Origin of the sequence: uncultured Vagococcus sp., assembly GCF_963518325.1 — a bacterium.
Lineage (GTDB): Bacteria > Bacillota > Bacilli > Lactobacillales > Vagococcaceae > Vagococcus_D.
Window position 1 is genome coordinate 301,768 of the sequence record NZ_CAUQJB010000002.1, and the last position, 21,682, is coordinate 323,449.

Below are 21,682 nucleotides of genomic sequence, written 5' to 3' on the forward strand. Positions count from 1 at the left end.
ACAAAACCCTCTATCTTTTAGCGTTTTCCCATACTAAACGAAAAAGCGGTGTGATGAGTAACAATCACACCGCTTTTTCTAAGGAGTTATTTGACTTCCCCAGATAACCTCATTATTATCCCCAAGTAGAGAAAAAGTTAGAACCTTTTGATGCTGATTGCATTCCTCTGGCTGCTTAGCTAATACACCACGATACGTTACACCCTCACTTTTAATTTCCAAAGTTTTTGTAGACAGTTCCCAAGTCCCCTCTAGCTCACCAGCTAATTGACCATTTGTCTCAAGGCTTACCTTTAGTGACTTATTGACAACGGGACTGTTATCCGTACCGTGTTTTATTACCTCATATCGACCAACTATCTCAGTTTTCTTAAACGGACCTTTGACCAGTGGTTCCCGATACTCATATGGCGTCGCCAAAGGCCAGCCCTCTTCGTTCATGACCATTTGATGAACTCTTACCTGATGTGCCTCACTACCGCTAAAACGGGTGTGATAAATCAAGTACCACTGCCCATCATCAGCTATAAATGCCGAGTTATGGCCACCGGACTTATAAGCTTTATCCATCCCGTTAAACTGATAATTACCCATGAGTTTGACCCCAAATTGCTCATTTTTATCTGTTTTACCAAAAATAGGTGACTGCCCTTTAGCATCGACATAAGGGCCAGTAACCTCTTTGGAACGAAATAGACGCATGTTATAACCACCGTCAGCTTGTAAACTTCCATAAGTAGCAAATAAATAGTAATAGCTCGCCTTCTGATCGTAGACAATATAAGGCCCTTCCATCGATTGGTGATAACCACCCGCCAATTTTGTGCCAAAATAACGATCGATTATCCGGCCATCAGTTGTTTTTCCATCTTTTCCGGGATAGAGCGGTTCTCCCGTTGCCGGATTTATTTCCAATAGAAAAATCCCCCCTGACCAGGAGCCATAGGTCATCCATAATTTACCTGCTTTATCAGTGAAAAAAGCAGGATCAATAGCATTTGGTGCATAATCTGTGTTATAAGTTACGCCATCCCTTGCCCAATTGTTTGAGAAAGATGAAAGGGTTCCCTCTTTAATCAGTTGTTTTAAATGCGTCTTATGGTAATTGGTGTTCCGCTCACTACCATCTGTAGCATCTTTTTGAGTGAAGCCAGAATAAACAATCGTTCCACCATATTGGAATTTCCCTTCAAGTTCTTTTGACACAACAAACCCGATACAGGAACGACGCCAAGTTGAAGTTGCTGAATAATAATACATATACGCTCCTAAACTGCCATCCTGCCACTGATAAGCCTCATTCCAAAAAACGTCAGGTGCCCAAATACTATAGCCACCAGCTGAATCGGCATCGTTATGACCTGCCCACTTAAAGCTTTCTTTAAGTGTCTTATCCGTGTCAGCAAAGATTAAATTATCCCTCATATTTTCATATTCGCTAGTAAATGGAACTTGCCATGTTAGTAAATCCTTCGACTTGGCTTGAGCGAGATGGCTACCAAAAAGATAATACAGTTGTCGCCCATCCCGATCCTTTAGACTCAAAATGGAGGGATCGTGAATGGAAACCCGTTCCTGTTCAACAGTTTCCCACTCTTTTTCTGTTGCCTTACTTTCCATACATGCCATCAATCCAATCGTGGATACAAATAACATGCCACACAATAACCACTTCGCTTTCATTCGATTCCCTCCATAGCTAGTTTTAACTACTGGAAATATCATTACCATTTGTTAACTGGGCATGCTTTAAGACGCAGTGCCCCTCTAAACTTAACAAAACAGCCGCACTTCATGCACGTATGTTGTGTTAAAAAAGGGCATGACAAACAAATCTGCAAACGTTCCAGACGCTGTTCCTCTGGGGCCAACTCACTTTCAACAGCCAGCTGTTCTGCCACTAATTGATCAACCTCTACGAGCGTAAGCCCCTGCTGGTTATCACAGTTTCTACAACCCATCGCTAACTTCGGCTATGGTAACCACACTCATTGGTGGTAGACTAATCCTTAACTGGTCGCCTAACACCTCAAAGCCTGCAAAAGGCATTACCTTAATTGCCTCAGGCTGAGCAAAACTATTGTGAGCATCCATTTCCCTTGCCGCAATATAATGCCCTTCAAGTTCTTGATAGCCGCCTGTTTTCGTTAATTCAACGCTAATGTCCTGTTGGACCGACGTATTGCATAAAGTGAGGGTTAAGCGCCCCTCTTTTTTCGAAATCGTGTGACTCACCGACTGATTTTCTTCCCCGAAACTTGTGATTAATTCAGCCTCCTGATGATTTTGATACAAATCAAACACATGGTAAGTAGGCGTTTTTAACATCTCCGCCCCATCGGTTAAAATCATCGCTTGCAAGACATTAACCATTTGAGCAATATTCGCCATCTGAACCCGATAAGCGTGTTTATGGAAAATATTTAGAGTAACAGCCGCCACCATGGCGTCACGGATGGTATTTTGTTGATACAAGAATCCAGGATTAGTCCCTGGCTCCACCGATAACCATGAGCCCCATTCATCCACAATTAAGCCGACCCGCTTTTCAGGATCATATTGATCCATGATACGTGAATGTTTGGTAATTAACTCGTCCATCTTTTTCGCGCTCTCCAATAAAGAGTTCCACTGGCTTTCAGGAAAATTCAGAGCTGGTCCTTTGTCTTCCCAAGGGCCTGTTAGTGCGTAATGGTGAAGGCTGATGCCATCCATAAAAGGAGTCGCCTCCCTCATCAGAACCTCCATCCAATGGTAATCATCAATATTAGGCCCGCAGGCAATTTTATAAGTCTTTTCCGGGCCATATTGCCTGACATAGGTTTGGTACTGACGGTATAAATCGGCATAATACTCAGGTCGCATATTGCCTCCACACCCCCAGCTTTCATTTCCCACACCGAAAAAAGCCATCTTCCAAGGTGCTTGACGCTGATTTGCCTGTCTTAAACTGGCCATAGGAGATTCTCCAGGATTGGTGATATAATCCACCCATTCTTGCATTTCCAAAACGGTCCCACTGCCCACATTGCCATTAACATAGGCTTCGCAGCCTAGCTGTTCAATTAATTCAAAAAATTCGTGAGTGCCAAAGGCATTATCTTCAGTCACTCCACCCCAATGAGTGTTGACTATCTTTTTGCGATTTTCTTTGGGACCAAGCCCATCTTGCCAATGGTACTCATCAGCAAAACAGCCTCCCGGCCATCTGACAACTGGTACCTTGATTTGTTTCAAAGCTGCTACCACATCGCTGCGAATCCCATTAACATTAGGAATCTCCGAGTCTTTTCCTACCCAAATTCCTTCATAAATACAACGACCTAAATGCTCCGCAAATTGGCCATAAATATATTTGCTAATCTTCGGTCCTTTTTTATCGGCTACTATCGTTAATTTCATCCGTAATCTCCTTTACTTAATTAAAGTGGTTCACCAAAAAATGGCATGCCATCCCGCCAATCAAAAATTTGAGCACGAGCATGACGATTCGGATTATCCAAAGGATCTCCTACTTTATTTTTCTCAGGTCGGGCATGGTAAATCAACACATCCTCCTGATCATCCTCCGATAGAGTAAATGAATTATGACCTGGTCCAAACTGAGCGTTTCTTTCAGACGTCTCGAAAACCGGTTCCGGACTCTTATGCCAGGCATAGCCGTCTAGTAAATTGGCCTCTTCCTCTGCCCACAAAAGTCCCATCTTATAGTTTTCGTCGGTGGCACTCCCTGAGTAGGTAATAAAAATTTTGCCCTGCCTCTTTAAAACCGCAGCTCCTTCGTTCACCTGAAACCCTACTTTTTCCCAAGGAAACTCAGGAATGCTCAATAATGTTGGTGTTCCTCGTAAAGTCCATGGATTACTCATTTCAGATAAATACAAATTAGAATTTCCAGGAATTGCTGGTTCTTTCTGAGCCCAAACATAGTATAAGGTCTCCCTATGCTCAAAAACTGTAGCATCTAAGCTAAAACTTTCTTGATGGGTTTTAATTTGCCCCTTCTCTATCCAAGGACCTGTCAGGGGATTCCCCTGACATTCAATCGCAAACATTCGATGCTGAAACATATTATTTTTTGTTTCAGCAGTAGCTGCAGCAGCAAAATAGATATACCATTTCCCTTGAATAAAATGAATTTCCGGCGCCCAGATTAACGCACTCATGGGACCACTGTCGTGAGCCCGCCAAACGCTTTGACGTTCGCCATCCTCCAAGCCATTGAGAGTTTTACTGCGCCGCACTTCAATTTCCTGATACCCTGGCACCGAGCCTGTAAAATAATAATAACCATCCGTGTGTTTATAAACCCATGGGTCCGCTCGTTCGACCACTATTGGGTTGTTATATCTTTGATTAGAAATGCTCAAAGGTCATCCCTCCTTCATGCAAATTAACTGTTTGTTTCATATTAGTAATCACGCCTTTAACCATCAAGTTCATCAGGAACAAGGTTCCTGAAAAACCAATTAAAACAAAATAATTCATATAGCGCTGGGCGATAAACACAGCCATGAATTGCACCACAATCACACCACCATTAATCGCCATTTTATTTAAGAAAAGATGAAGAGCAAATTTGAAGGAGGCCTTAACCGTCACATCAAAATTAGCAAAAAATAACATTTGATAAAAATAGAACAATACGCCCAATACTAGTAATATCAAGAAAAAAGGACTCATGCTTTGAAATTTTGGAACTAGGGTTAGCCCAAACAAGTCCACCATCAAGACAATTAGACAGACACTATTAGGCACCCCTAAAATAAAGGCTTCTTTAAAGTCCCGCCCATAACGGCTAAAAAAAGTACCCAATATCTTTTCCTCTACAGGATTATTCAGCATAAACAAGCTGGCGTTTAAGGACGGAGCAACTAATAATCCCCCGATGCCTAAACAGACTAACTTGAGACTCCCTGTAATGAAAAAAGCAGTGACAATCAACGGATTGGTCACAATTAAACAAACGTTTAATACAAACAATAACCAGACCGTATTTAAAAAGTGATTCATCACATTCATTTTCATCTTACAACCTCCTTATCCCTTAACACCACCGACTGTCAAGCCAGCAATAAATTGTTTTTGATTCAACATAAAGACAATGATAATCGGAATAATTGACATAACAGAGCCAGCAAAAACAATGTCATAATTATTACCATAAGGCGTCATATACGTCATTAGCCCTGCTGGAAGCATCAGATTTTCGTCCGATCGTAGAACAATCATCGGCCATAAATAGTTATTCCAAACATTCATGGAAGTCAAAATCGCCATAGCACCAAAAGCCGGCTTCATCATTGGTGCATATATATTCCAAAAAATTCGAAACTCACCACAGCCGTCAATTCGAGCAGCATCAGCATACTCCTTTGACAGACCAATGGCATATTGCCGGAAAAAGAAGATCGTTGCCGGTGGCACAATCCCCGGTAAAATAACACCTAGATACGTATCCATCAACCCTAGGTTAGTAATCAATTTATACAACGGAATCAATAAAATATCACCTGGCACCATCATCATGACCAATACCATGGCAAAGATAAACTGACGCCCCTTAAAATCATACAGAGCCAAACCGTAGCCAACCATTGAACACAAGACCAACACCACTACCGTTTGGATAAAAGTAATCACCACACTATTTTTAAACCAGACCCAGTAGATACCATCATTATGAGTGAATAATAATTTATAGTTATCCAAATCAGCCACACCAAAGTCAATTTTCAAGGTTAATCCCTTAGAAAAAATCATCGAGGCATCTTGGAGAGACGAAATAATTAAAAACATAAAAGGAATAAACACAAGTAGGCCTACAACCAGTAAAAAGAGCAGCGTAACTAGTCCAATCCCACTGAAACGACGTTGTCTCTTCATTAGTTATCCTCCTTAAAAAGTCCAGTTAATTTGATTTGAACCGTGTTAAACGTCACCACTATTAAAAACATCACAACACCTAAGGCACAAGCATAACCGTAATCCCCTTGCTCAAAGGCAAATTTATAAATCATCGTCACTAAGGTCGTACCAATATTATTCGGAGATGCTGTCCCCCAATAGACATAGGATTCATTAAATAATGAGAAACCAGCTAAGATTGAAATCGTGAGAACATAAACCGTGATTGGCTTTAATAGAGGAACCGTAATATTCTTAAACTTTTGAAAGGTACTAGCGCCATCAACATCTGCTGATTCATATAATTCTATAGGAATTCCCTGTAACCCAGAGAGAAAATAAATCATATTAACCCCTAACCAACGCCACACACAAATAATAATCAGAGCAAACATCCCTGTGCCTGATCCATTTAACCAATTTATTGGTTCCACTCCAAAATGACCTAAAAAAGTATTAAAGACTCCAGTTGGTTGTTTACTAAATGCAAACTTAAAGACAATCCCGATAATTACCGATGATGTTAAGACCGGCATAAAATAAAGCGATCTAAAGAATGATTTAAAGGGCGTTCCCTTATGATTCATGACAATTGCGACTAACATTGGAAACGGGATTAAAATCAAACACGTCCAAAATGTGTAACGCAGGACATTCCACAAGGCCTTGTAAAAGACTGGATCTTTGATTAAGCGCTTGTAATTATCCAGGCCAATCATCGTCACATCATCAAACCCATTCACTTCCTGAAAACTCATTTTAAAGGCATCGAATAAAGGATACATTGAAAAAAAGATAAAGATTAGTATAAATGGGGCAACGAATAGATAAGGCGCAATTTTTTGTTTATTCATGACTTTTTTGCTCATCGTACTCTCCTCTCACTTACGAACTGATTCATTGATGGCCAATACTTGGGCTTCTTCAAAAAGAGAAAGGCAAGCTGTGCCTCTGAAAGCAGAGCAACTAAATACGCCTACGTTACTTAGGACTGCTTTACCTTTCATCCTCTCATGTTTAGGCCTCTTTTCCCTTACCGCTACTTGGCATTTACGGCTTTATCCACTTTGGCTAAGGCCTCTTTTGGTGTTTCTTTGTGTTCCTCTAATGTATTAGGGAACACATCTGTCCCAATTTTATCTGAGACAGTCGCATAAAGTGGATCCGTCCAGCTAATAGTGCCGATTTCATCACTGACCTCAGATAGTACATCGAAGATATTCGTTCCAAAATAATTGGTAAATTTATTTTCAGCACGCAACTCGTCTGATTCCCAGACATCAGTTCTAATTGGATCAAAACCTAAATCATTCCAAATATTAATGGCTCCTTCTTTGCTGGCTTTGGCATAGACAATAAACTTCTTGGCCAAGTCTTTATTGCTAGCTTGATTCGTTACAACTGTGGCAGTTCCGCCAATTCCAGCCGAACGATCATCCCCTTCATTAAAGATTGGCAGTGGCGTAATTTTAATCTTGCCACTTAAATCCGGCATGTAATCCACCATCCTACTCATATACCAAATAGGATACACAACAGCAGCAGACTGACCATCATTAAAGGTCGGGAAAAACTCTTCAGTATCATTAAACCCACCAGCCGACTTTCCAGCCACTTTACTGTCATAAATAAGACCTTGTAAATAATCCATAGCGCGAACACTGGCTTCATTAGTTAAATCAGATTTGCCATCTTTAATAATGTCAGAGTGTTGTTGGGTGACCATTAAATAATACTGTGTCGCATTGGTTGTATTCAAATCGGTAATCGGCTTACCAGTCTTCTCTTTGACAATTTTACCGGCTTCTTCAAATTCAGCCCATGTTTTAATATCATCGGGGTTAACCCCTGCCTGGTTCATAATATCCATGTTGTAAAAGACTACTGATGAGCCAACATGATAATCCAGTCCCAAGACATTGCCATCAACAGTAAAATTATCTAATCTTGATTTAACAAGCACATCTTTAATATCCGCTATTTCCTCATTAAAGGATTCAAGTGGCACTTTATTCCCCTTTGTCATCGATGAAAACTTACCGATTTCAATATCTGAAATATCCGGAGCACCTGAACCTGAGGTTAAAGCTACTTGTAATTTTTGATGCATTTGATCATACGCTAAGACATTTGTTTTCAGTTCAATCTGTTCATCTGGATTTTCCTTATTCCAAGAAGCTGCCGCATCATTAAAAAATTTGGCGTGTTGCTCTACAAAGGTCCACATCTCCAGTTTCGTTTTACCATCGCTGGTTTTGGCACTTTCCTTTTTCTTGCCACACCCGCCTACCAATAACAATAAGACTAATACGCTTACAATAACTTTAATTTTTTTAGTCATGTCCATCCTCCATTATTTGACTTTACATCTAATAACATTCCAAGAAAGTGGCGCTAAAACGGCTTCTACTACATTTTTAGTTATTTGATAATCGTTGCTAGTACTTGGTTTGACATCTTGTTTGTCTTTCGTATTTACCTCCTTACAATCAAATCCTGCCATTTGACTAAACTCAATGACTTCCCCAATCTCAAAATCTCGAGCATCCACTGACAAGGTTAAACTCTCATTGAGAGATCGATTTACCCCAAAAATGACTAATTCAGAGGCCTCTTCATTGTGAATAATAACTGACTCTAAATAAGGCACTGATGAAAATTGGCTTGTGGAATAGGTAGGGCAGTCAATTTGTGGTAATAAAACATTTCCTCTGCCGTATTTCGATAGTTGCATAAAGGGATGGAAAATAGTTTGTTTCCAAGCAGGCCCGTCTTTTTCCGTCATAATTGGCGCAATCACATTGACTAATTGAGCCAGACAAGCTATTTTTACTCGATCCGCATTTTTTACAAGAGTGATTAACATACACCCCAATACTAAAGCGTCTTCAAAATTGTAAACATCTTCAAGAATATGAGGCGCCACTTGCCAAGGTTCATTACTTTCGTCTTTTTCATTTGAATGATACCAAATATTCCACTCATCAAAAGACAGATTCAGTTGCTTCTCACTTCTCTTCTTCGCTTTGACATAATCACAAATCGCTGTCACACTTTTAATATACTGATCCATGTCAATTGATTGAGCCAAGTAATTTTCGATATCGTCCTCATGGTTGCCATAATACTGATGCAAGGATAAATAATCTACATGATCATAAGTATGTTCCAGCACTTCTGCTTCCCAAGAGGCAAAGGTCGGCATCTTGCTGTTGGAGCTGCCACAGACGACTAACTCAATCGAGTCATCCACCAGTTTCATAGCTTTGGCCGTTTCTTCTGCTAAACGACCATATTCTTCGGCGGTTTTATGACCGATTTGCCAAGGACCATCCATCTCATTTCCCAAACACCACGTTTTAATCCTGAAAGGTTCCTCTTGTCCATTGGTCCTCCTTAGATTACTCCACTGGGAATCTCCCTCAAAATTACAATATTCCACTAAATTTCTGGCAGCATCAACTCCTCTTGTACCTAAATTAACGGCCATATTAACTTCTGCACCCACTGTTTTTGCCCATCCCATAAACTCATGAATACCGATTTCATTGGTTTCAACAGTCCGCCAGGCTAAATCCAATCGTTTAGGCCGGTTAGACACTTCGCCGATTCCATCTTCCCAGTTGTAACCAGAAAGAAAATTACCGCCTGGGTATCTAATTAATGGAACATTCAACTCACTTACTAATGCTTTGACATCTTCTCTAAAGCCGTTAGTGCTAGATGAATGACCTGGTTCGTATATCCCTTCATAAACACACCTTCCCATATGCTCCACAAATGACCCATAAACTCTCGGATCAACTTTCGACACGATAAAATCTTTCGATACCGTTACTTTTGATTTCATGCAATACCTCCTCAGTAATGATAATACGAATTATAATATCTAATGCAATCGCTGTCAATAGCAAATATATTAATTATCTACATTTATAAAAACGTTAATTAACACATTTATTAATATCTTTCGCAAAAAAAAGACGCTATTTACATATATGAATATAAATGTTAATATACAATTAATATCAAACGACAGGAGAATGCCTTATGCAGCTAGATATAACAAATGATTCTTTAAAAGTTTATGAAGCCCTAGCTAGTGATGTTAGATTGGCCATTATCAGGCTTCTCGCCACCAGCAAAATGAATATTAAAGAAATTGCCGAAGAACTTGACTTAAGTAGCCCAATTATTACCATGCACATCAAAAAACTGGAAGAAGCTGGGATTATCAAAACTGAAAAAGTAAAACAAAATAAAATATCTAGCCTAAAGGTAGATAATATTGAAATCAGTTTTCCAAAAAAGATTTTCAAAGCCTTCGACACCTATCACTCCTCAATCCCAGTGGGCCACTATACGGATTATCTGGTAGAACCAACTTGCGGACTAGCTTCTGCCGATGAATTTATTGGTAAAGTCGATGAGCCCAAATACTTTATGGACCCCCGTCGCATGGATGCCCGCATCCTTTGGTTCACCAAAGGTTTTGTCGAATATCGCACACCTAACTTTTTATCAACCAGTGATACCTTAGAGATGATCGACATCTCTTTAGAACTCTGTTCTGAATTCCCTTTTGCCAATGATGTTTGGCCCTCTGACATTTCGTTTTCACTAAATGGTTGTGAGCTTGGGACCTGGACAAGCCCTGGTGACTTTGCTGACACTCGAGGAAAGTTTACTCCAGACTGGTATCCCGATAAAAATAACCAGTACGGCCTACTGAAAACCATCAGAATAACCAACCACGGTTGTTATATGGATGGTGACCCACTATCGGCTATCAGAACAACCGACATTGATTTTGCTTCAGAAACATGGACTTTTAAAATTGAAGTCAAGAATGACGCTAAAAATGTAGGGGGCTGCACACTCTTTGGCAAAGGCTTTGGTAACCACGACCAAGACATCGATTTTAATGTTTATTATAGTTAAAAAAGCAATTTCAGATAATTTGAAATTGCTTTTTTCTTAGATTTTTTACTACTTCCCCCCCCCGAGCGGCCCTGCCTAGACATGAACCACGACTCGAGCGACGACTAATCAAATTGCCGAACTAGCCTTCTTATTCCCGGTCGAATAGTGTCGATGCCTACCAGGATATCTTCTCCCCCACCTTCCTCTTTGATGCTAAGTGGCCCAAATGAAACGTCGCACCAACAAAAAATACTATTATTACAGCAGACAACGCTGGCAAACCTAAGTCTTGAAACAGATTGGAGTTCTGGATGTCATCAGTTGACAAAAGAGGCTTGCTGCCCCTTTAGTTTGCTTATACTCTTAATACCTTTCTAACTCTCAAAAAGCGACAAAAAAACTCAACTTTTTTAAGTCGAGTTCGAATTAGTTATAAATAGTAAAGACTTTAGTTAGTCTCTTTTTTTACTAGTTGAAGAGCGATGAGACCTTTTGCTTTTTCGTTTTTTAGATTGAGACTGGCTCGGTTCAGGTTGGAATTTTACGCTGACCTTTTTACTTACTTTTTGGACATGCCTTTTTAACACCTTATAATCACGACTGTTTGTTAAAGAAATTAATCTAACCGTTAGAGGCAACAATAACCAACTCCAAAATAATAATTGGCCAATCTTCGGTCCTTGTTCCGCCAACCACTCTGCTTCGTTTGGCCCCTCAATCAGGAACACAATGATAAAACGAGTGCTGTCTCGCAAAATCATAAACAGTAAAATGAATAAGGCAATTAGTAGTGGCACACTTAATAATTTCAAGAAATTTAAACCTGGGTATTCTTCTAATACATAATTTAAGACAAACCACCAAATCGCCGGATAGAGGGCAAACCAAAGAAGAACTTCTAAAAACACCACAAAAATACTCACTTTTTCTATCCCTCCTTTAACCCAGAACTTGGTTTAGTTTATTTTGATATTGTTAATAACCAACCGTTAATCAAACGAACTCTAACAAGAGTTATTAAAATAAAAGTTCCACATATTATCATACCTCAAAATTAAGAAGAAATGGTAGTCAAATTTTGAATTTATTACATTTTTGATTAGTTGTGCAAAAAAAAAACAACGCCATACCCGAAGGCGCGTTGTCTTTTGGCTATTCATCTGGTACTTCAATCACTGTTGTTTCCTCTTCATATAAACTTGATTTGTCGCGATACCATTCAAAGAAATGGGTAACTACCACTTTAATCGCCGCATACCCTGGAATTCCGACAATCACCCCAACGACGCCAAATAATTTACCCGCCGTCAACAAGACAAAGATAATCGTAATCGGGTGAATCTTTAATTGGCTACCTAATACTAAAGGCGACACAAAACGTCCTTCAATAACTTGCTCAATAATAAAGACGATAACGACCTTAATAAGCATCGAAGGTCCGATTACCAGCCCTAAAATCAGCGCAGGAATGGTCGCCAAGAACGATCCCAGATAGGGAATCAAATTCAAGAAGCCAGCTAAAATTCCCAAGGTAATGCTGTAATCCAAACCAATTAGACTAAAGCCTATCACAAACATAACCGCCACAGCAAAAGCTACCGTTAATTGGCCGCGTATGTACTGAGAGACTTGATTATTAATGTCAATTAAGACCTTGGTCGTTGGTTTACGTGCTTTAGTTGGTAGGAAATTAATAAAATATGACATCATATCCTTGCCATCTTTTAACAAATAAAACAAAATAAAAGGGGTTGTAATGACCGTAATAAACACATTAGCAACAGTCCCAATAAAACTGCCAATTCCTTCGAATGTCGTCTTGGACAGATTTTTAACAATGTTACCAACACTATCGAACAAACTTTCACTAATTTTTTCCAGTTGGTCCACATATTGATCAAACATCGGATGGCCAAGCCATTCCGTTGTTTTGCCTTCTATCGTTTTCCAGTAACTCGGCCAGTTATTTAGGAAGCTTAAGGTCTGTTCTTGGATTTTCGGCACGAGGATAATAATCCCCCAAGCCATTAACGCGATAATCCCAATAAAAATTATCGTAATCGCCCAGACACGCTTAATTCCTCTATTTTCCAAAATATTCACCAAAGGATTCAGGAAATAATAAAGAATTCCCGCAAAGACAATCGGAAAACCGACAATCCCAAAAAATTGCCAAACAGGTGTAAATAAATAGGACACTTTTGTAAAGAGTAAAATAATCAAGAGACACAATAAGATGACGAGAAGCCCAGTGACAACCTGATTATTTAAAAACCATTTCCAAAACCAGGAAACCTTACTGCGCTCACTTTCTTTTTTTTCCATAGCGACCTCCTAATAATTAGTGATAGGTAATAAGGGACCCTTCAGTAATGACGGGCATCTCAAAAGGTGTCACGTAAATAGCATTAACTAAACTATCTTCTGCGGGAGCATCCTTGAAGACGACAGTCACATGACCAATCGTATTTAAGTGATTAATCGCAAGGTGACCAACATGAGTAATCGTATAATCCTGCTTACCAAAAGAAATCTTTCCACCTTCTTTTAATTCAATCGGTTGACCGGCTGTTTTAAGTTCTTGAATAATCGATACTTTTTTTAATTCCTCGGTGGCGTCATCGCCAAATAAAATTAACATCTTGTCCTTAGCATCGATTGCTTGCGAACCGATATGTCTAACAATTCCTTGTGTCATCTGTCTGCTCCTAATCTATTTTTTCTATGGGAAGGGTCACTTTTTTCTAATCTGTAGCAAAAGTCCCACTTCACTCCTCTTTAATTGTACCACAAACAGATTAATGTGAGGTGGTTCAAGAGTCGAAGTTTCGGGATTCTTTGCTTTTCTTAAAATAATAGCGATTAGTTTGGGGGGAATTATCCAACATCCTTTGATGACAAATTAAAATAAAAAACAAGTTATTAAATAAAAAACGAGATAATCCCTCAGGCAAATTGCTTTAGCGTGTTAATCGAAAAATCTTTATGCTATACTTTGGTTATAATGATTGAGAGGATGGCGTTTATGTTAGAAAAAATCTTGTTAGGCACTTACACTAAAAGAGAAAGTAAAGGAATTTATGAAATTTCTCTTGATACTGAAAAGAAGGAACTTGTAAACTTTAAACCTGTTATTACTGAAACAAATCCTACTTATGTTGGGATTGCCAGTGATAATCACTTATATTCAATGACAATCGTTGACGGCAATGGCGGAATGGCGGCTTATAAGCCTGAACCAAATGGTGGTTACAGCTTATTAAATGCCGTAACTGAAGAAGGTGCGCCTCCTTGTTACGTAGGAATCGATAACGACAAACGCTTAGTCTTCGGTGCTAATTACCATAAAGGCCAAGTCTTAGCTTATAGAGTCCAAGAAGATGGCACAATTCAATTAGTGGATAAAATCCAACACGAAGGCAGTGGCCCTCATGACAATCAAAAAGGACCACATGCTCATTACACGGATTTAACACCTGATAAACGCCTCGTTGCCTGTGATTTAGGTACAGATGGTGTTTATACTTACGACATCGCTGCTGATGGCAAACTGACAGAAGTCGCAGTTTATCAGGCGACACCAGGAACTGGTCCTCGCCACTTAGTCTTCCATCCAAATGGAGAAATTGCTTACCTCTTTGGTGAATTGGCTAACACAGTCGTCACATTAAGCTACGATGCTACAACAGGTAAATTCGAAACCTTGCAAACTATTTCAACAATTCCTGCTGATTTCACTGACTTTAACGGTGGCGCAGCGATTCGCATCTCCCAAGATGGCAAATTCGTCTACGCATCAAACCGCGGTCATGACTCGATTGCTGTTTTCAAAACAATCGACGGAGGCAAAGCCTTAGAATTAGTCCAATTAATTTCTTCAGAAGGCCACATTCCACGTGACTTCGCTTTGAACAGCACAGACGAATTTGTCGTTGTTGCCCATCAAGAATCTGATAACTTAACTCTATTCAGCCGTGATTCTGAAACAGGCCAATTAACATTGATTCAAAAAGATGTTTATGCACCTGAATGTGTTTGTACATATTTCGTTAAATAAGCCAAAACAGGCGCCTCACATATATGTGAGATGCCTGTTTTTTTATCGTTTGAGCTCTATCAAAGGAGCACCACTTTCAATCTGTGGTTTATTAGTAAAGGTTAATTGCGTAAAATCTTTGGTATTCGTTACGACGACTGGTGTGATGACACTATAACCTGCACTTGTAATTTTATTGATATCAAAACGCACTAGTAAATCCCCGGCTTTTACAAGTTCACCACTTTCCACAAAAACGTCGAAGCCTTCCCCTTTCAATTCTACCGTATCCATGCCAATATGAAGGAGGACTTCCACGCCATCTTCAGAGATTAAACCAACAGCATGACCTGTTGGAAAAACCGTCATGACACGTCCATCAACAGGTGCTCGCAGCTCACCGTTCGATGGCATAATGGCAATCCCTCGCCCCATAGCGCCAGAGGAAAACACTTCATCTTTGATTTCGGCCAAACTTGTAACCTGGCCTTTTAGGGGGCTCAAAATAGTGATGTCTGTTTTAATCGATTGAGTCTTCTTTGGAACAACCTGATCATCAATTGGGGTTGCCATAACTACCACTGGTTCTTCTTTAAATCCAATCACATAGGTAAAGATGAAACCAAGTACAAGCGCTACAGATGTCGCAATAACGGTTCCCCAGAATCCCATATCAATTCCTTCTGGATTAATCTTACTTGGAAACCCAAAGACACCAAGCCCCCCAGAAGTATACGCTTTTGAGCCAAAGAATCCTAAGATACCACCGCCAACAGCGCCTGCTACACAACTTGCAAAAAATGGTTTCTTCAAGGGTAATGTAATACCATAGATTGCGGGTTCAGTTACACCAAAGATCCCCGAAATAATTGCTGGAATTGACAAAGATTTTAACTTTGGATTTTTTGTTTTTAATAATACGGCTGCCACAGCACCTGTTTGAGCAAATGAACAAGCGAATGATAATACTAAAATCGTATCGGGTTTCCCCATTGCAAAACTAATTAAGGCAATCGGAACAATTCCCCAATGTAAACCAAAAATAACAAATACTTGCCAGAATGCCCCTAACGCAATACCAGTTAAAACTGGACTTAAGCCGTACAAGGCACCAGTTGCCGCACCAATCAAGTCACCTGCCCAAGTGGCAATAGGTCCTATTACCAAAAAAGTTAACGGGATAATAACAACCATCGTACAAAAAGGGACCAAAAATGTTCTGACGATGCTCGGAATCACTTTTGTAAAAAAGCGTTCAACTTTCGCTGAAACAAAGGTGGATAATATAATTGGAATCACCGACGAAGCATAACTCATCATAATAATAGGAATTCCCATAAAAGTGATACGAATGGGCGCTTCAAAAATAGTTCCACCAAAAAGGGTATACAATACAGGAAATGCCTCATTATTCGCGACTGCTAATGGTGCTTGAGCGGTAATCATCGGATAAATCATTGCCGCCCCAACCACCATGGCAATAAAGGGATTAGATTTAAATTTTTTCGCAGCTGTATACCCTAAAAATATCGGCAATGCATGAAACATAGCATCTCCAGCTGATTGCAAAATAATATAAGTGCCAGATGATTTTTCAATCCAACTGAGTGTTTCAAATAATGCAACAAACCCTTTAATCATACCAGCTGAAGCCAAGACACCTAAAGTAGGTGTAAAAATTCCAGAAATCATGTCAATAAAGCGATCAAATAAATTACCACTTGATTCGTCTGCATCTGAAATATCCATAGACTCTGTCTTAATATTGCCAACTTTAACCACTGCCGCAAAAACTTCGGGGACATGATTGCCAATAACAACTTGATATTGTCCACCACTTTGCATCACCGTGACAATCCCATCAATACTCTTTAATTTGTCAGTCTGTGCCTTGCTTTCATCTCTCAGTTTAAAGCGTAAACGAGTCACACAATGAAAGACACTTTTGATATTCTCCTCGCCTCCCACCCCTTCAATAATTTCCTTGGCCAATCCTTCGTATTCCATACCCGTATCCTCCCTAAACTCTTTTTAAGACATGTCTCATAAAAAAACAAAAAAACCTAAACCGACATAAATATAGAGAGACTCTCTCTGTACTTATGTCAGTTTAGGTTATGCCCTCTTATGGTAACAGTCCTATTTCTGACAAGTTCATTCTATCAAAAACAAACGACAATGTAAACCTTTTCTTTTATTCTTCTTCATTATTTGTCACACGCCATATATGAATCGTCAAATAAAGAACTTCATTGCTTGTGATTTCCCAGCCCTCCTCACGTCTAACTTTCTCACCCACTCCAAGGGCCACTTCGTAAGCTCGTTGATATTTAGCTTTAATTATTTTCATCAAGTCTCTATCTAAAGAGCTATCTTTCAAACTTTCATTATTGATTTGCCGAATGATAAAATATCTTAAATGAGTCACAAAGCGGATATAATTGGTTGATTCCTCATCTAGTTCAAGGTCGTACTCATCACTGACAAAGGTCATAATCATCCGTACAATCATATTAATCCGGTCTGACTGCTCCAACTTCTCCTTGCCATCCTGGGCATTAACATAGTGCATGGTAATAAACGTCTCTTCACTTTTCGGTAAAGTCACTCCCAATCGTTGATTCAAATAGCCAATCGATTGAATCGCCGCTTGGTATTCTTTGGGATACAGGCGCTTCGTCTCCCACTTTAAGGGAGCTGAATATTCAATGCCTTCACTCGTTCGTTTTAAAGCAAAATTAATATGATCCAGTAAAGTGATATAATTTTTGTCTTTTAATTTAACCCCAATAACCATCTCTGCATCTTGAATCATTTCGTTAACCGCTTCAATTAATTCAGCATCCATGCTAAAAATAGTTTGGACGATATAAGAAAAATCTTGAGAAGGTTCAGCAAGAAACCGCCGTTCGATTTCACTGGTCACAATTTTATCACCTGGTTGCTTCCCAAAACTGATCCCTTTACCAATGACAATCCATTCTTTATCCTCATTATCTTTGACCATCGCAACATTGTTGTTGAACTTTTTTAAATAATTCATGATGGCCTCCTTACTTATTTTATTTATCTAAATAGTACACTACAAAAAACAACGACTCAAGCTATTTTAACTTAAGTCGTTGCCAATAATCTAGTGTAATATTTTACCTTCATGAAGATTCTCATTTAATTTTTTAAAGAATGGGCGAAGTTTTGGATAGACCCACACTCCTAGCACAAAAAATCCCACTGTAATTAGGACTAAAATAATGATTGCCTTCCAAGCATTTGGCCAGTAAATCCCTCCAACCGGTTCTCTTAAAAGATTGACTGCATGAGTAAAGGGTAGTAGCGGATTGATAAATTGGAAGAATTTTCCGGACATCTGAATGGGGTAATTCCCCCCTCCACCTGAAATGGACAGAACCAGAATAATAATCGCTGCTCCTTTCCCTAAATTACCAAAGATCGCCACTAGAACATAGACCATCATCATAAAGGTAAAACCTACTAGTAAAGCAAACAAAATGGTATAAAATGGACTGACTGCATAAGTGCCCAGTAGCCAGTGATTTCCCACACTTACGATTAACGCTTGGAAAAAACCAACGACTAAGTAAGTCGCCATTCTCGCTAAAAACTGTTGACGTTTTGAGTATTTCTTTTTCTGTTCATCGGATAGTTGAAACTCCGTTGAGGCAATACTTGAAAATAGAACAGCCCCTACCCAAAGACAAAGGGCGGTATAGAACGGTGCACTAGCCGAGCCGTTATTAGGAACTGGGTAGACATCTTTTTGATTAATTGTTACCGGATTTGAAATGAAATCACTCTCAGCATTAGCATCTGATTTTAATAATTTAACGATTTCTTTTAAATCCACATCTTTTTGACCTTTACGAATCAATCCGGCTGCCTTGTGAACACCACTGCGAATATTAGGCCAGTCATCTTGAATCATCGTTGTTGCCATGCTAAGTGCTTCCTCCACTTGTGGCATTTTTTGATTAACCATCTTCATGGTTTTCGTCAAATCAGCTTCAATTTTAGGTAAATCATTTTCAACAAAGGTTGCGGCTTTAGTGAGTTTTGTTGCCAATTCGGGTAAATCATTTTGATACAAATCAGCTGCTTTATTAATACCACTGACAATCGTGGTCATATTGCCATTAAGAATTTCATTAGCAGAATGAATCTCTTGTTTGACAGCTGGCAATTCAGCTTGATATTTCTCTAAAAACGCAATAGCCTGTGTAACAGTTTGGGTCGTATTAGTTAAAAGTGCGTCTAATTGACTAATTAACTGTTCATCAACCACTTTCCCTGTAATATTTTTAGCAGAACCAAGAAGTTCTTGTAATTGAGCTAAAAGTGGTGCCACTTTGGCTTTAATCGCTTCTGGTGTAATGGTACTCAACGCGTCGGCCAAAGTTCTAGCTTCCTGACTAATAGTTGTTAGGTGTTGTTGCAATTCAGCTGAAGACCATCCGTCAATATTAGCGATCACGTAATTAATATCACTTTGTAATTGTGGAATTCGACCTTGGGCCCCAACTAAGGTATCAATAATAGGTTGCAAATCCGTACTACCAGTTAATTCCTGAATTTGTTGTAACATTCCAACAGTCGAGCTGATCATTTGATCCAATGCGCTTAAACTTGAATTCAAACTGCTCAGAGCTGCTTTAATTTCTACTTTACGTTCCGGTGTTAGTTCATTGTCCCTCAACAATTCCGCTATTTTTTGGGAACTGATTTGGACATCACGAGCGATGGCGGAAATAATTTGAAAGCCAGTCCCCACACCATCAGCTATTTGCGGCAAAGCATTTTGGACTTCACCAATACTGGCTGAGACTTCTGGAATCATTTGATTAGCAGTTTCTGCTAATTTTTCGACATCAGGCAAGACTGTCTGAGCTTTCTCAACGATTTCAACCCCTTTTTTTGCTTCACCAATAGCATCATTCATAATCTCAACTAAATCATCAAAGTCCTCATCAATCATTTTGATTTGACGACCAGCATTTTCAATCTCAGGAATTTTTTCTTGTAAGGTTAAAATCATTTTGCCTGATTCTTTAATTTGAGGCATCATTTTATTCACTTCAATTAATTTATCGCCCATCTTATTTACTTCAGGAATATACGCGATAAATTCATTGGCTTTTTCCAGCTTTTCTTTGTACTCTGGCATTTTTTTATTTAGCTCGACCACTTCTTTTGTATAACCATCAATTTTATCTAAATTATCATCCAGTAAAATCACCTTACTAGTAATTTTATTAATACTCGCCATATTGGAATCTAGGTCATAACCTAATTCATTGAAAGTTTTCAACAAAGTTTCACTAACGGTTCCAACAAACTCTTTACTGATCGTATCTTTAATGGTATTGGCCCCTTTGTCGGTAATTTTAGGCGCAATCGCATTGATTTTTTGGTTAACACTGTACTTGATTTCTGGTTTTTGAATATCACCATCGATAAAGCTCACTAAATTTTCCGAGAAATTTTCAGGCAGATAAATCCCCCCATAAAACTTCCCACTTTTTACCCCTTTATCTAATTCTGCTTTAGAACCAACAAAACGCCAACCAACTGTTTTATTTTTTTTGAGGTTTGTTACTATCTGATCGCCAATGTTGACTTTTTTATCCAATACAGTGACGGTTTTATCTTCTGAATAGACGGCAATTGAAATGTCTTTCGTATTCGAATAGGGGTCCCAAAGTGCCGCTATGTTAAACCACGCATATAATGATGGAATAATCATGAGGGCAATAATTAATAGCAACGTTAGCTTATTATGAAATATTCGCTGCCAATCTAATTTAAATAATTCACCTGTCTGTTTGAGACTCTTTTTCATTTCCTACCATCTTCCTTCACTTAAATCTGATTCCAATCTCGTGTTGGAATTTCCACTTCTTTTTCAAATACTTTTTCCAGTACTTCTCTGACGGAAACTTGGCGTAACCGCTCCTCCCAGAGGCGATCTGCTTCTGAGAAAAATGAGGAGACAATATTGTGACCATTTTGAGCATACTCGTCGAATTCTGAGAACGCCCGTTGTAAGACCCCTATATCTGGAAAGGTTTCTAAGGGGCCTTCAATGGCTTCCACAATTTCTAAAAGTGAGATCTCTGACGTTTCTTTTTCCAAATAAAAGCCGCCATTATTCCCTGATACACCGCCGATTAATTTAGACACAACCAGCTTTCGTAACAACTTTTTAATATAGGACTGAGAGACCGATAATTTTGTATAAATACTTTCTGATGAGACGGGTACATTTTTTTGTTGAATGGACAGCATAGCCATAATCGCCAATGCTTGTTCCGTTGCGTTAGTCAATTTCATATGATTCAACTCCTTTAATATAACTAAATAAATAACATATCTCCGATTCCTCTACTTATAAAATCCATTATAGATTTTTTTTATCTCTAATGCAAGCATTTTGAATATTTTCTGCAATTTTTTAATTTTCTTTCATACACAAAAAAAAAGCCACAATCAACTATCCAAATTAGGCAAATAGTTGATTGTAACCAATTTATTTTAGACTAAGGGCAATTATTTAGGGACAAGCTGACTTTTTAGTTATTAAAAAACTCAACGCCACAACTGATGGCTGAATTTCTCACTCATTTTATAACTACTTACTATCATATTCCTTCTTTTTTTATGACAATCAGACCCATGGATGATTTCTTCTCTCATCCCTGTTTTTCATTTTTAATTTCGTTATCCTATTTTGAGTCACTCATTACAATCACTTCAATCATTCGCTTTTTCATCCGATTTTGTTGTTGTTCTAAAAAATCAACT

At 38.9% G+C, this 21,682-nt stretch carries 18 protein-coding genes; 2 read left to right on the forward strand and 16 right to left on the reverse strand.

Annotation, left to right across the window (positions count from 1 at the left end; genetic code table 11):
* Positions 1–78 precede the first annotated feature (78 nt).
* The 9 genes from RWN13_RS03280 to RWN13_RS03315 form a co-directional block, all read right to left on the reverse strand.
* The gene (locus RWN13_RS03280) at positions 79–1,683 is read right to left on the reverse strand and encodes a glycoside hydrolase family 43 protein (RefSeq protein WP_314060450.1); all 1,605 of its coding nucleotides are present in this window, start codon (positions 1,681–1,683) and stop codon (positions 79–81) included.
* Between the two features lie 41 nt (positions 1,684–1,724).
* Positions 1,725–1,961, reverse strand: coding sequence for a DUF6171 family protein (locus tag RWN13_RS23615; protein ID WP_399553628.1), 237 nt, complete (start codon positions 1,959–1,961; stop codon positions 1,725–1,727).
* The gene (locus tag RWN13_RS03285) at positions 1,951–3,402 is read right to left on the reverse strand and encodes an alpha-L-arabinofuranosidase C-terminal domain-containing protein (protein WP_314060452.1); all 1,452 of its coding nucleotides are present in this window, start codon (positions 3,400–3,402) and stop codon (positions 1,951–1,953) included. The genes RWN13_RS23615 and RWN13_RS03285 overlap by 11 nt, the downstream gene beginning before the upstream one ends.
* Before the next feature lie 20 nt (positions 3,403–3,422).
* On the reverse strand, positions 3,423–4,364 hold the full coding sequence (locus tag RWN13_RS03290) for a family 43 glycosylhydrolase (protein WP_399553631.1): 942 nt from the start codon (positions 4,362–4,364) through the stop codon (positions 3,423–3,425).
* On the reverse strand, positions 4,357–5,028 hold the full coding sequence (locus RWN13_RS03295; protein ID WP_314060456.1) for a hypothetical protein: 672 nt from the start codon (positions 5,026–5,028) through the stop codon (positions 4,357–4,359). Before RWN13_RS03295 ends, RWN13_RS03290 begins: the two co-directional genes overlap by 8 nt.
* A 12-nt stretch (positions 5,029–5,040) precedes the next feature.
* Positions 5,041–5,886, reverse strand: a complete 846-nt coding sequence (locus RWN13_RS03300; RefSeq protein ID WP_314060458.1) for a carbohydrate ABC transporter permease — start codon at positions 5,884–5,886, stop codon at positions 5,041–5,043.
* The gene (locus tag RWN13_RS03305) at positions 5,886–6,776 is read right to left on the reverse strand and encodes a sugar ABC transporter permease (RefSeq protein ID WP_314060460.1); all 891 of its coding nucleotides are present in this window, start codon (positions 6,774–6,776) and stop codon (positions 5,886–5,888) included. The genes RWN13_RS03300 and RWN13_RS03305 overlap by 1 nt, the downstream gene beginning before the upstream one ends.
* Before the next feature lie 170 nt (positions 6,777–6,946).
* Positions 6,947–8,248, reverse strand: a complete 1,302-nt coding sequence (locus RWN13_RS03310) for an extracellular solute-binding protein (RefSeq protein WP_314060461.1) — start codon at positions 8,246–8,248, stop codon at positions 6,947–6,949.
* 12 nt (positions 8,249–8,260) lie between these two features.
* Positions 8,261–9,757 carry an alpha-N-arabinofuranosidase gene (locus RWN13_RS03315; protein WP_314060464.1) on the reverse strand — a complete coding sequence of 499 codons (1,497 nt, stop codon included), beginning with the start codon at positions 9,755–9,757 and terminating at the stop codon, positions 8,261–8,263.
* A gap of 200 nt (positions 9,758–9,957) precedes the next feature.
* Here RWN13_RS03315 and RWN13_RS03320 point away from each other — a divergent pair, with 200 nt between their 5' ends.
* Positions 9,958–10,848 carry an ArsR family transcriptional regulator gene (locus tag RWN13_RS03320; protein WP_314060466.1) on the forward strand — a complete coding sequence of 297 codons (891 nt, stop codon included), beginning with the start codon at positions 9,958–9,960 and terminating at the stop codon, positions 10,846–10,848.
* 434 nt (positions 10,849–11,282) lie between these two features.
* Here the strand turns inward: RWN13_RS03320 and RWN13_RS03325 are convergent, their stop codons facing one another.
* From RWN13_RS03325 to RWN13_RS03335, 3 genes are all read right to left on the reverse strand, one after another.
* Positions 11,283–11,753 (reverse strand): hypothetical protein, encoded by a 471-nt coding sequence (locus tag RWN13_RS03325; RefSeq protein ID WP_314060468.1) that lies wholly within the window; start codon positions 11,751–11,753, stop codon positions 11,283–11,285.
* 229 nt (positions 11,754–11,982) lie between these two features.
* On the reverse strand, positions 11,983–13,155 hold the full coding sequence (locus RWN13_RS03330; protein WP_314060471.1) for an AI-2E family transporter: 1,173 nt from the start codon (positions 13,153–13,155) through the stop codon (positions 11,983–11,985).
* A gap of 16 nt (positions 13,156–13,171) precedes the next feature.
* Positions 13,172–13,528 (reverse strand): PTS glucitol/sorbitol transporter subunit IIA, encoded by a 357-nt coding sequence (locus tag RWN13_RS03335; protein WP_314060473.1) that lies wholly within the window; start codon positions 13,526–13,528, stop codon positions 13,172–13,174.
* A gap of 327 nt (positions 13,529–13,855) precedes the next feature.
* Between RWN13_RS03335 and RWN13_RS03340 the strand changes: the two genes are divergently transcribed.
* Positions 13,856–14,887: a lactonase family protein gene (locus RWN13_RS03340; protein ID WP_314060476.1), complete on the forward strand. Its 1,032-nt coding sequence runs from the start codon at positions 13,856–13,858 to the stop codon at positions 14,885–14,887.
* A gap of 42 nt (positions 14,888–14,929) precedes the next feature.
* On the opposite strand, the gene RWN13_RS03345 is transcribed toward RWN13_RS03340, so the two are convergent.
* The 4 genes from RWN13_RS03345 to RWN13_RS03360 all read right to left on the reverse strand — a co-directional run bounded on the left by RWN13_RS03345 (position 14,930) and on the right by RWN13_RS03360 (position 21,211).
* Positions 14,930–16,873 carry a beta-glucoside-specific PTS transporter subunit IIABC gene (locus RWN13_RS03345; RefSeq protein ID WP_314060478.1) on the reverse strand — a complete coding sequence of 648 codons (1,944 nt, stop codon included), beginning with the start codon at positions 16,871–16,873 and terminating at the stop codon, positions 14,930–14,932.
* Positions 16,874–17,060: 187 nt separating this feature from the next.
* A complete protein-coding gene (locus RWN13_RS03350; RefSeq protein WP_314060480.1) occupies positions 17,061–17,909 on the reverse strand; it encodes a PRD domain-containing protein in 849 nt (282 codons plus the stop codon).
* Positions 17,910–17,999: 90 nt separating this feature from the next.
* Entirely contained in the window at positions 18,000–20,720 is a 2,721-nt protein-coding gene (locus tag RWN13_RS03355) for a YhgE/Pip domain-containing protein (RefSeq protein ID WP_314060481.1), read from the reverse strand.
* 20 nt (positions 20,721–20,740) lie between these two features.
* The gene (locus tag RWN13_RS03360) at positions 20,741–21,211 is read right to left on the reverse strand and encodes an Rrf2 family transcriptional regulator (RefSeq protein WP_314060483.1); all 471 of its coding nucleotides are present in this window, start codon (positions 21,209–21,211) and stop codon (positions 20,741–20,743) included.
* Positions 21,212–21,682: the final 471 nt, after the last annotated feature.

What these genes read in the sequence shown, in the direction of transcription:
- RWN13_RS03280 (WP_314060450.1), bottom strand. Translation starts at nt 1,683, where the DNA reads ATGAAAGCGAAGTGGTTATTGTGTGGCATGTTATTTGTATCCACGATT.
- RWN13_RS23615 (WP_399553628.1), bottom strand. Translation starts at nt 1,961, where the DNA reads ATGGGTTGTAGAAACTGTGATAACCAGCAGGGGCTTACGCTCGTAGAG.
- RWN13_RS03285 (WP_314060452.1), bottom strand. Translation starts at nt 3,402, where the DNA reads ATGAAATTAACGATAGTAGCCGATAAAAAAGGACCGAAGATTAGCAAA.
- RWN13_RS03295 (WP_314060456.1), bottom strand. Translation starts at nt 5,028, where the DNA reads ATGAAAATGAATGTGATGAATCACTTTTTAAATACGGTCTGGTTATTG.
- RWN13_RS03300 (WP_314060458.1), bottom strand. Translation starts at nt 5,886, where the DNA reads ATGAAGAGACAACGTCGTTTCAGTGGGATTGGACTAGTTACGCTGCTC.
- RWN13_RS03305 (WP_314060460.1), bottom strand. Translation starts at nt 6,776, where the DNA reads ATGAGCAAAAAAGTCATGAATAAACAAAAAATTGCGCCTTATCTATTC.
- RWN13_RS03310 (WP_314060461.1), bottom strand. Translation starts at nt 8,248, where the DNA reads ATGACTAAAAAAATTAAAGTTATTGTAAGCGTATTAGTCTTATTGTTA.
- RWN13_RS03315 (WP_314060464.1), bottom strand. Translation starts at nt 9,757, where the DNA reads ATGAAATCAAAAGTAACGGTATCGAAAGATTTTATCGTGTCGAAAGTT.
- RWN13_RS03320 (WP_314060466.1), top strand. Translation starts at nt 9,958, where the DNA reads ATGCAGCTAGATATAACAAATGATTCTTTAAAAGTTTATGAAGCCCTA.
- RWN13_RS03330 (WP_314060471.1), bottom strand. Translation starts at nt 13,155, where the DNA reads ATGGAAAAAAAAGAAAGTGAGCGCAGTAAGGTTTCCTGGTTTTGGAAA.
- RWN13_RS03335 (WP_314060473.1), bottom strand. Translation starts at nt 13,528, where the DNA reads ATGACACAAGGAATTGTTAGACATATCGGTTCGCAAGCAATCGATGCT.
- RWN13_RS03340 (WP_314060476.1), top strand. Translation starts at nt 13,856, where the DNA reads ATGTTAGAAAAAATCTTGTTAGGCACTTACACTAAAAGAGAAAGTAAA.
- RWN13_RS03345 (WP_314060478.1), bottom strand. Translation starts at nt 16,873, where the DNA reads ATGGAATACGAAGGATTGGCCAAGGAAATTATTGAAGGGGTGGGAGGC.
- RWN13_RS03350 (WP_314060480.1), bottom strand. Translation starts at nt 17,909, where the DNA reads ATGAATTATTTAAAAAAGTTCAACAACAATGTTGCGATGGTCAAAGAT.
- RWN13_RS03355 (WP_314060481.1), bottom strand. Translation starts at nt 20,720, where the DNA reads ATGAAAAAGAGTCTCAAACAGACAGGTGAATTATTTAAATTAGATTGG.
- RWN13_RS03360 (WP_314060483.1), bottom strand. Translation starts at nt 21,211, where the DNA reads ATGAAATTGACTAACGCAACGGAACAAGCATTGGCGATTATGGCTATG.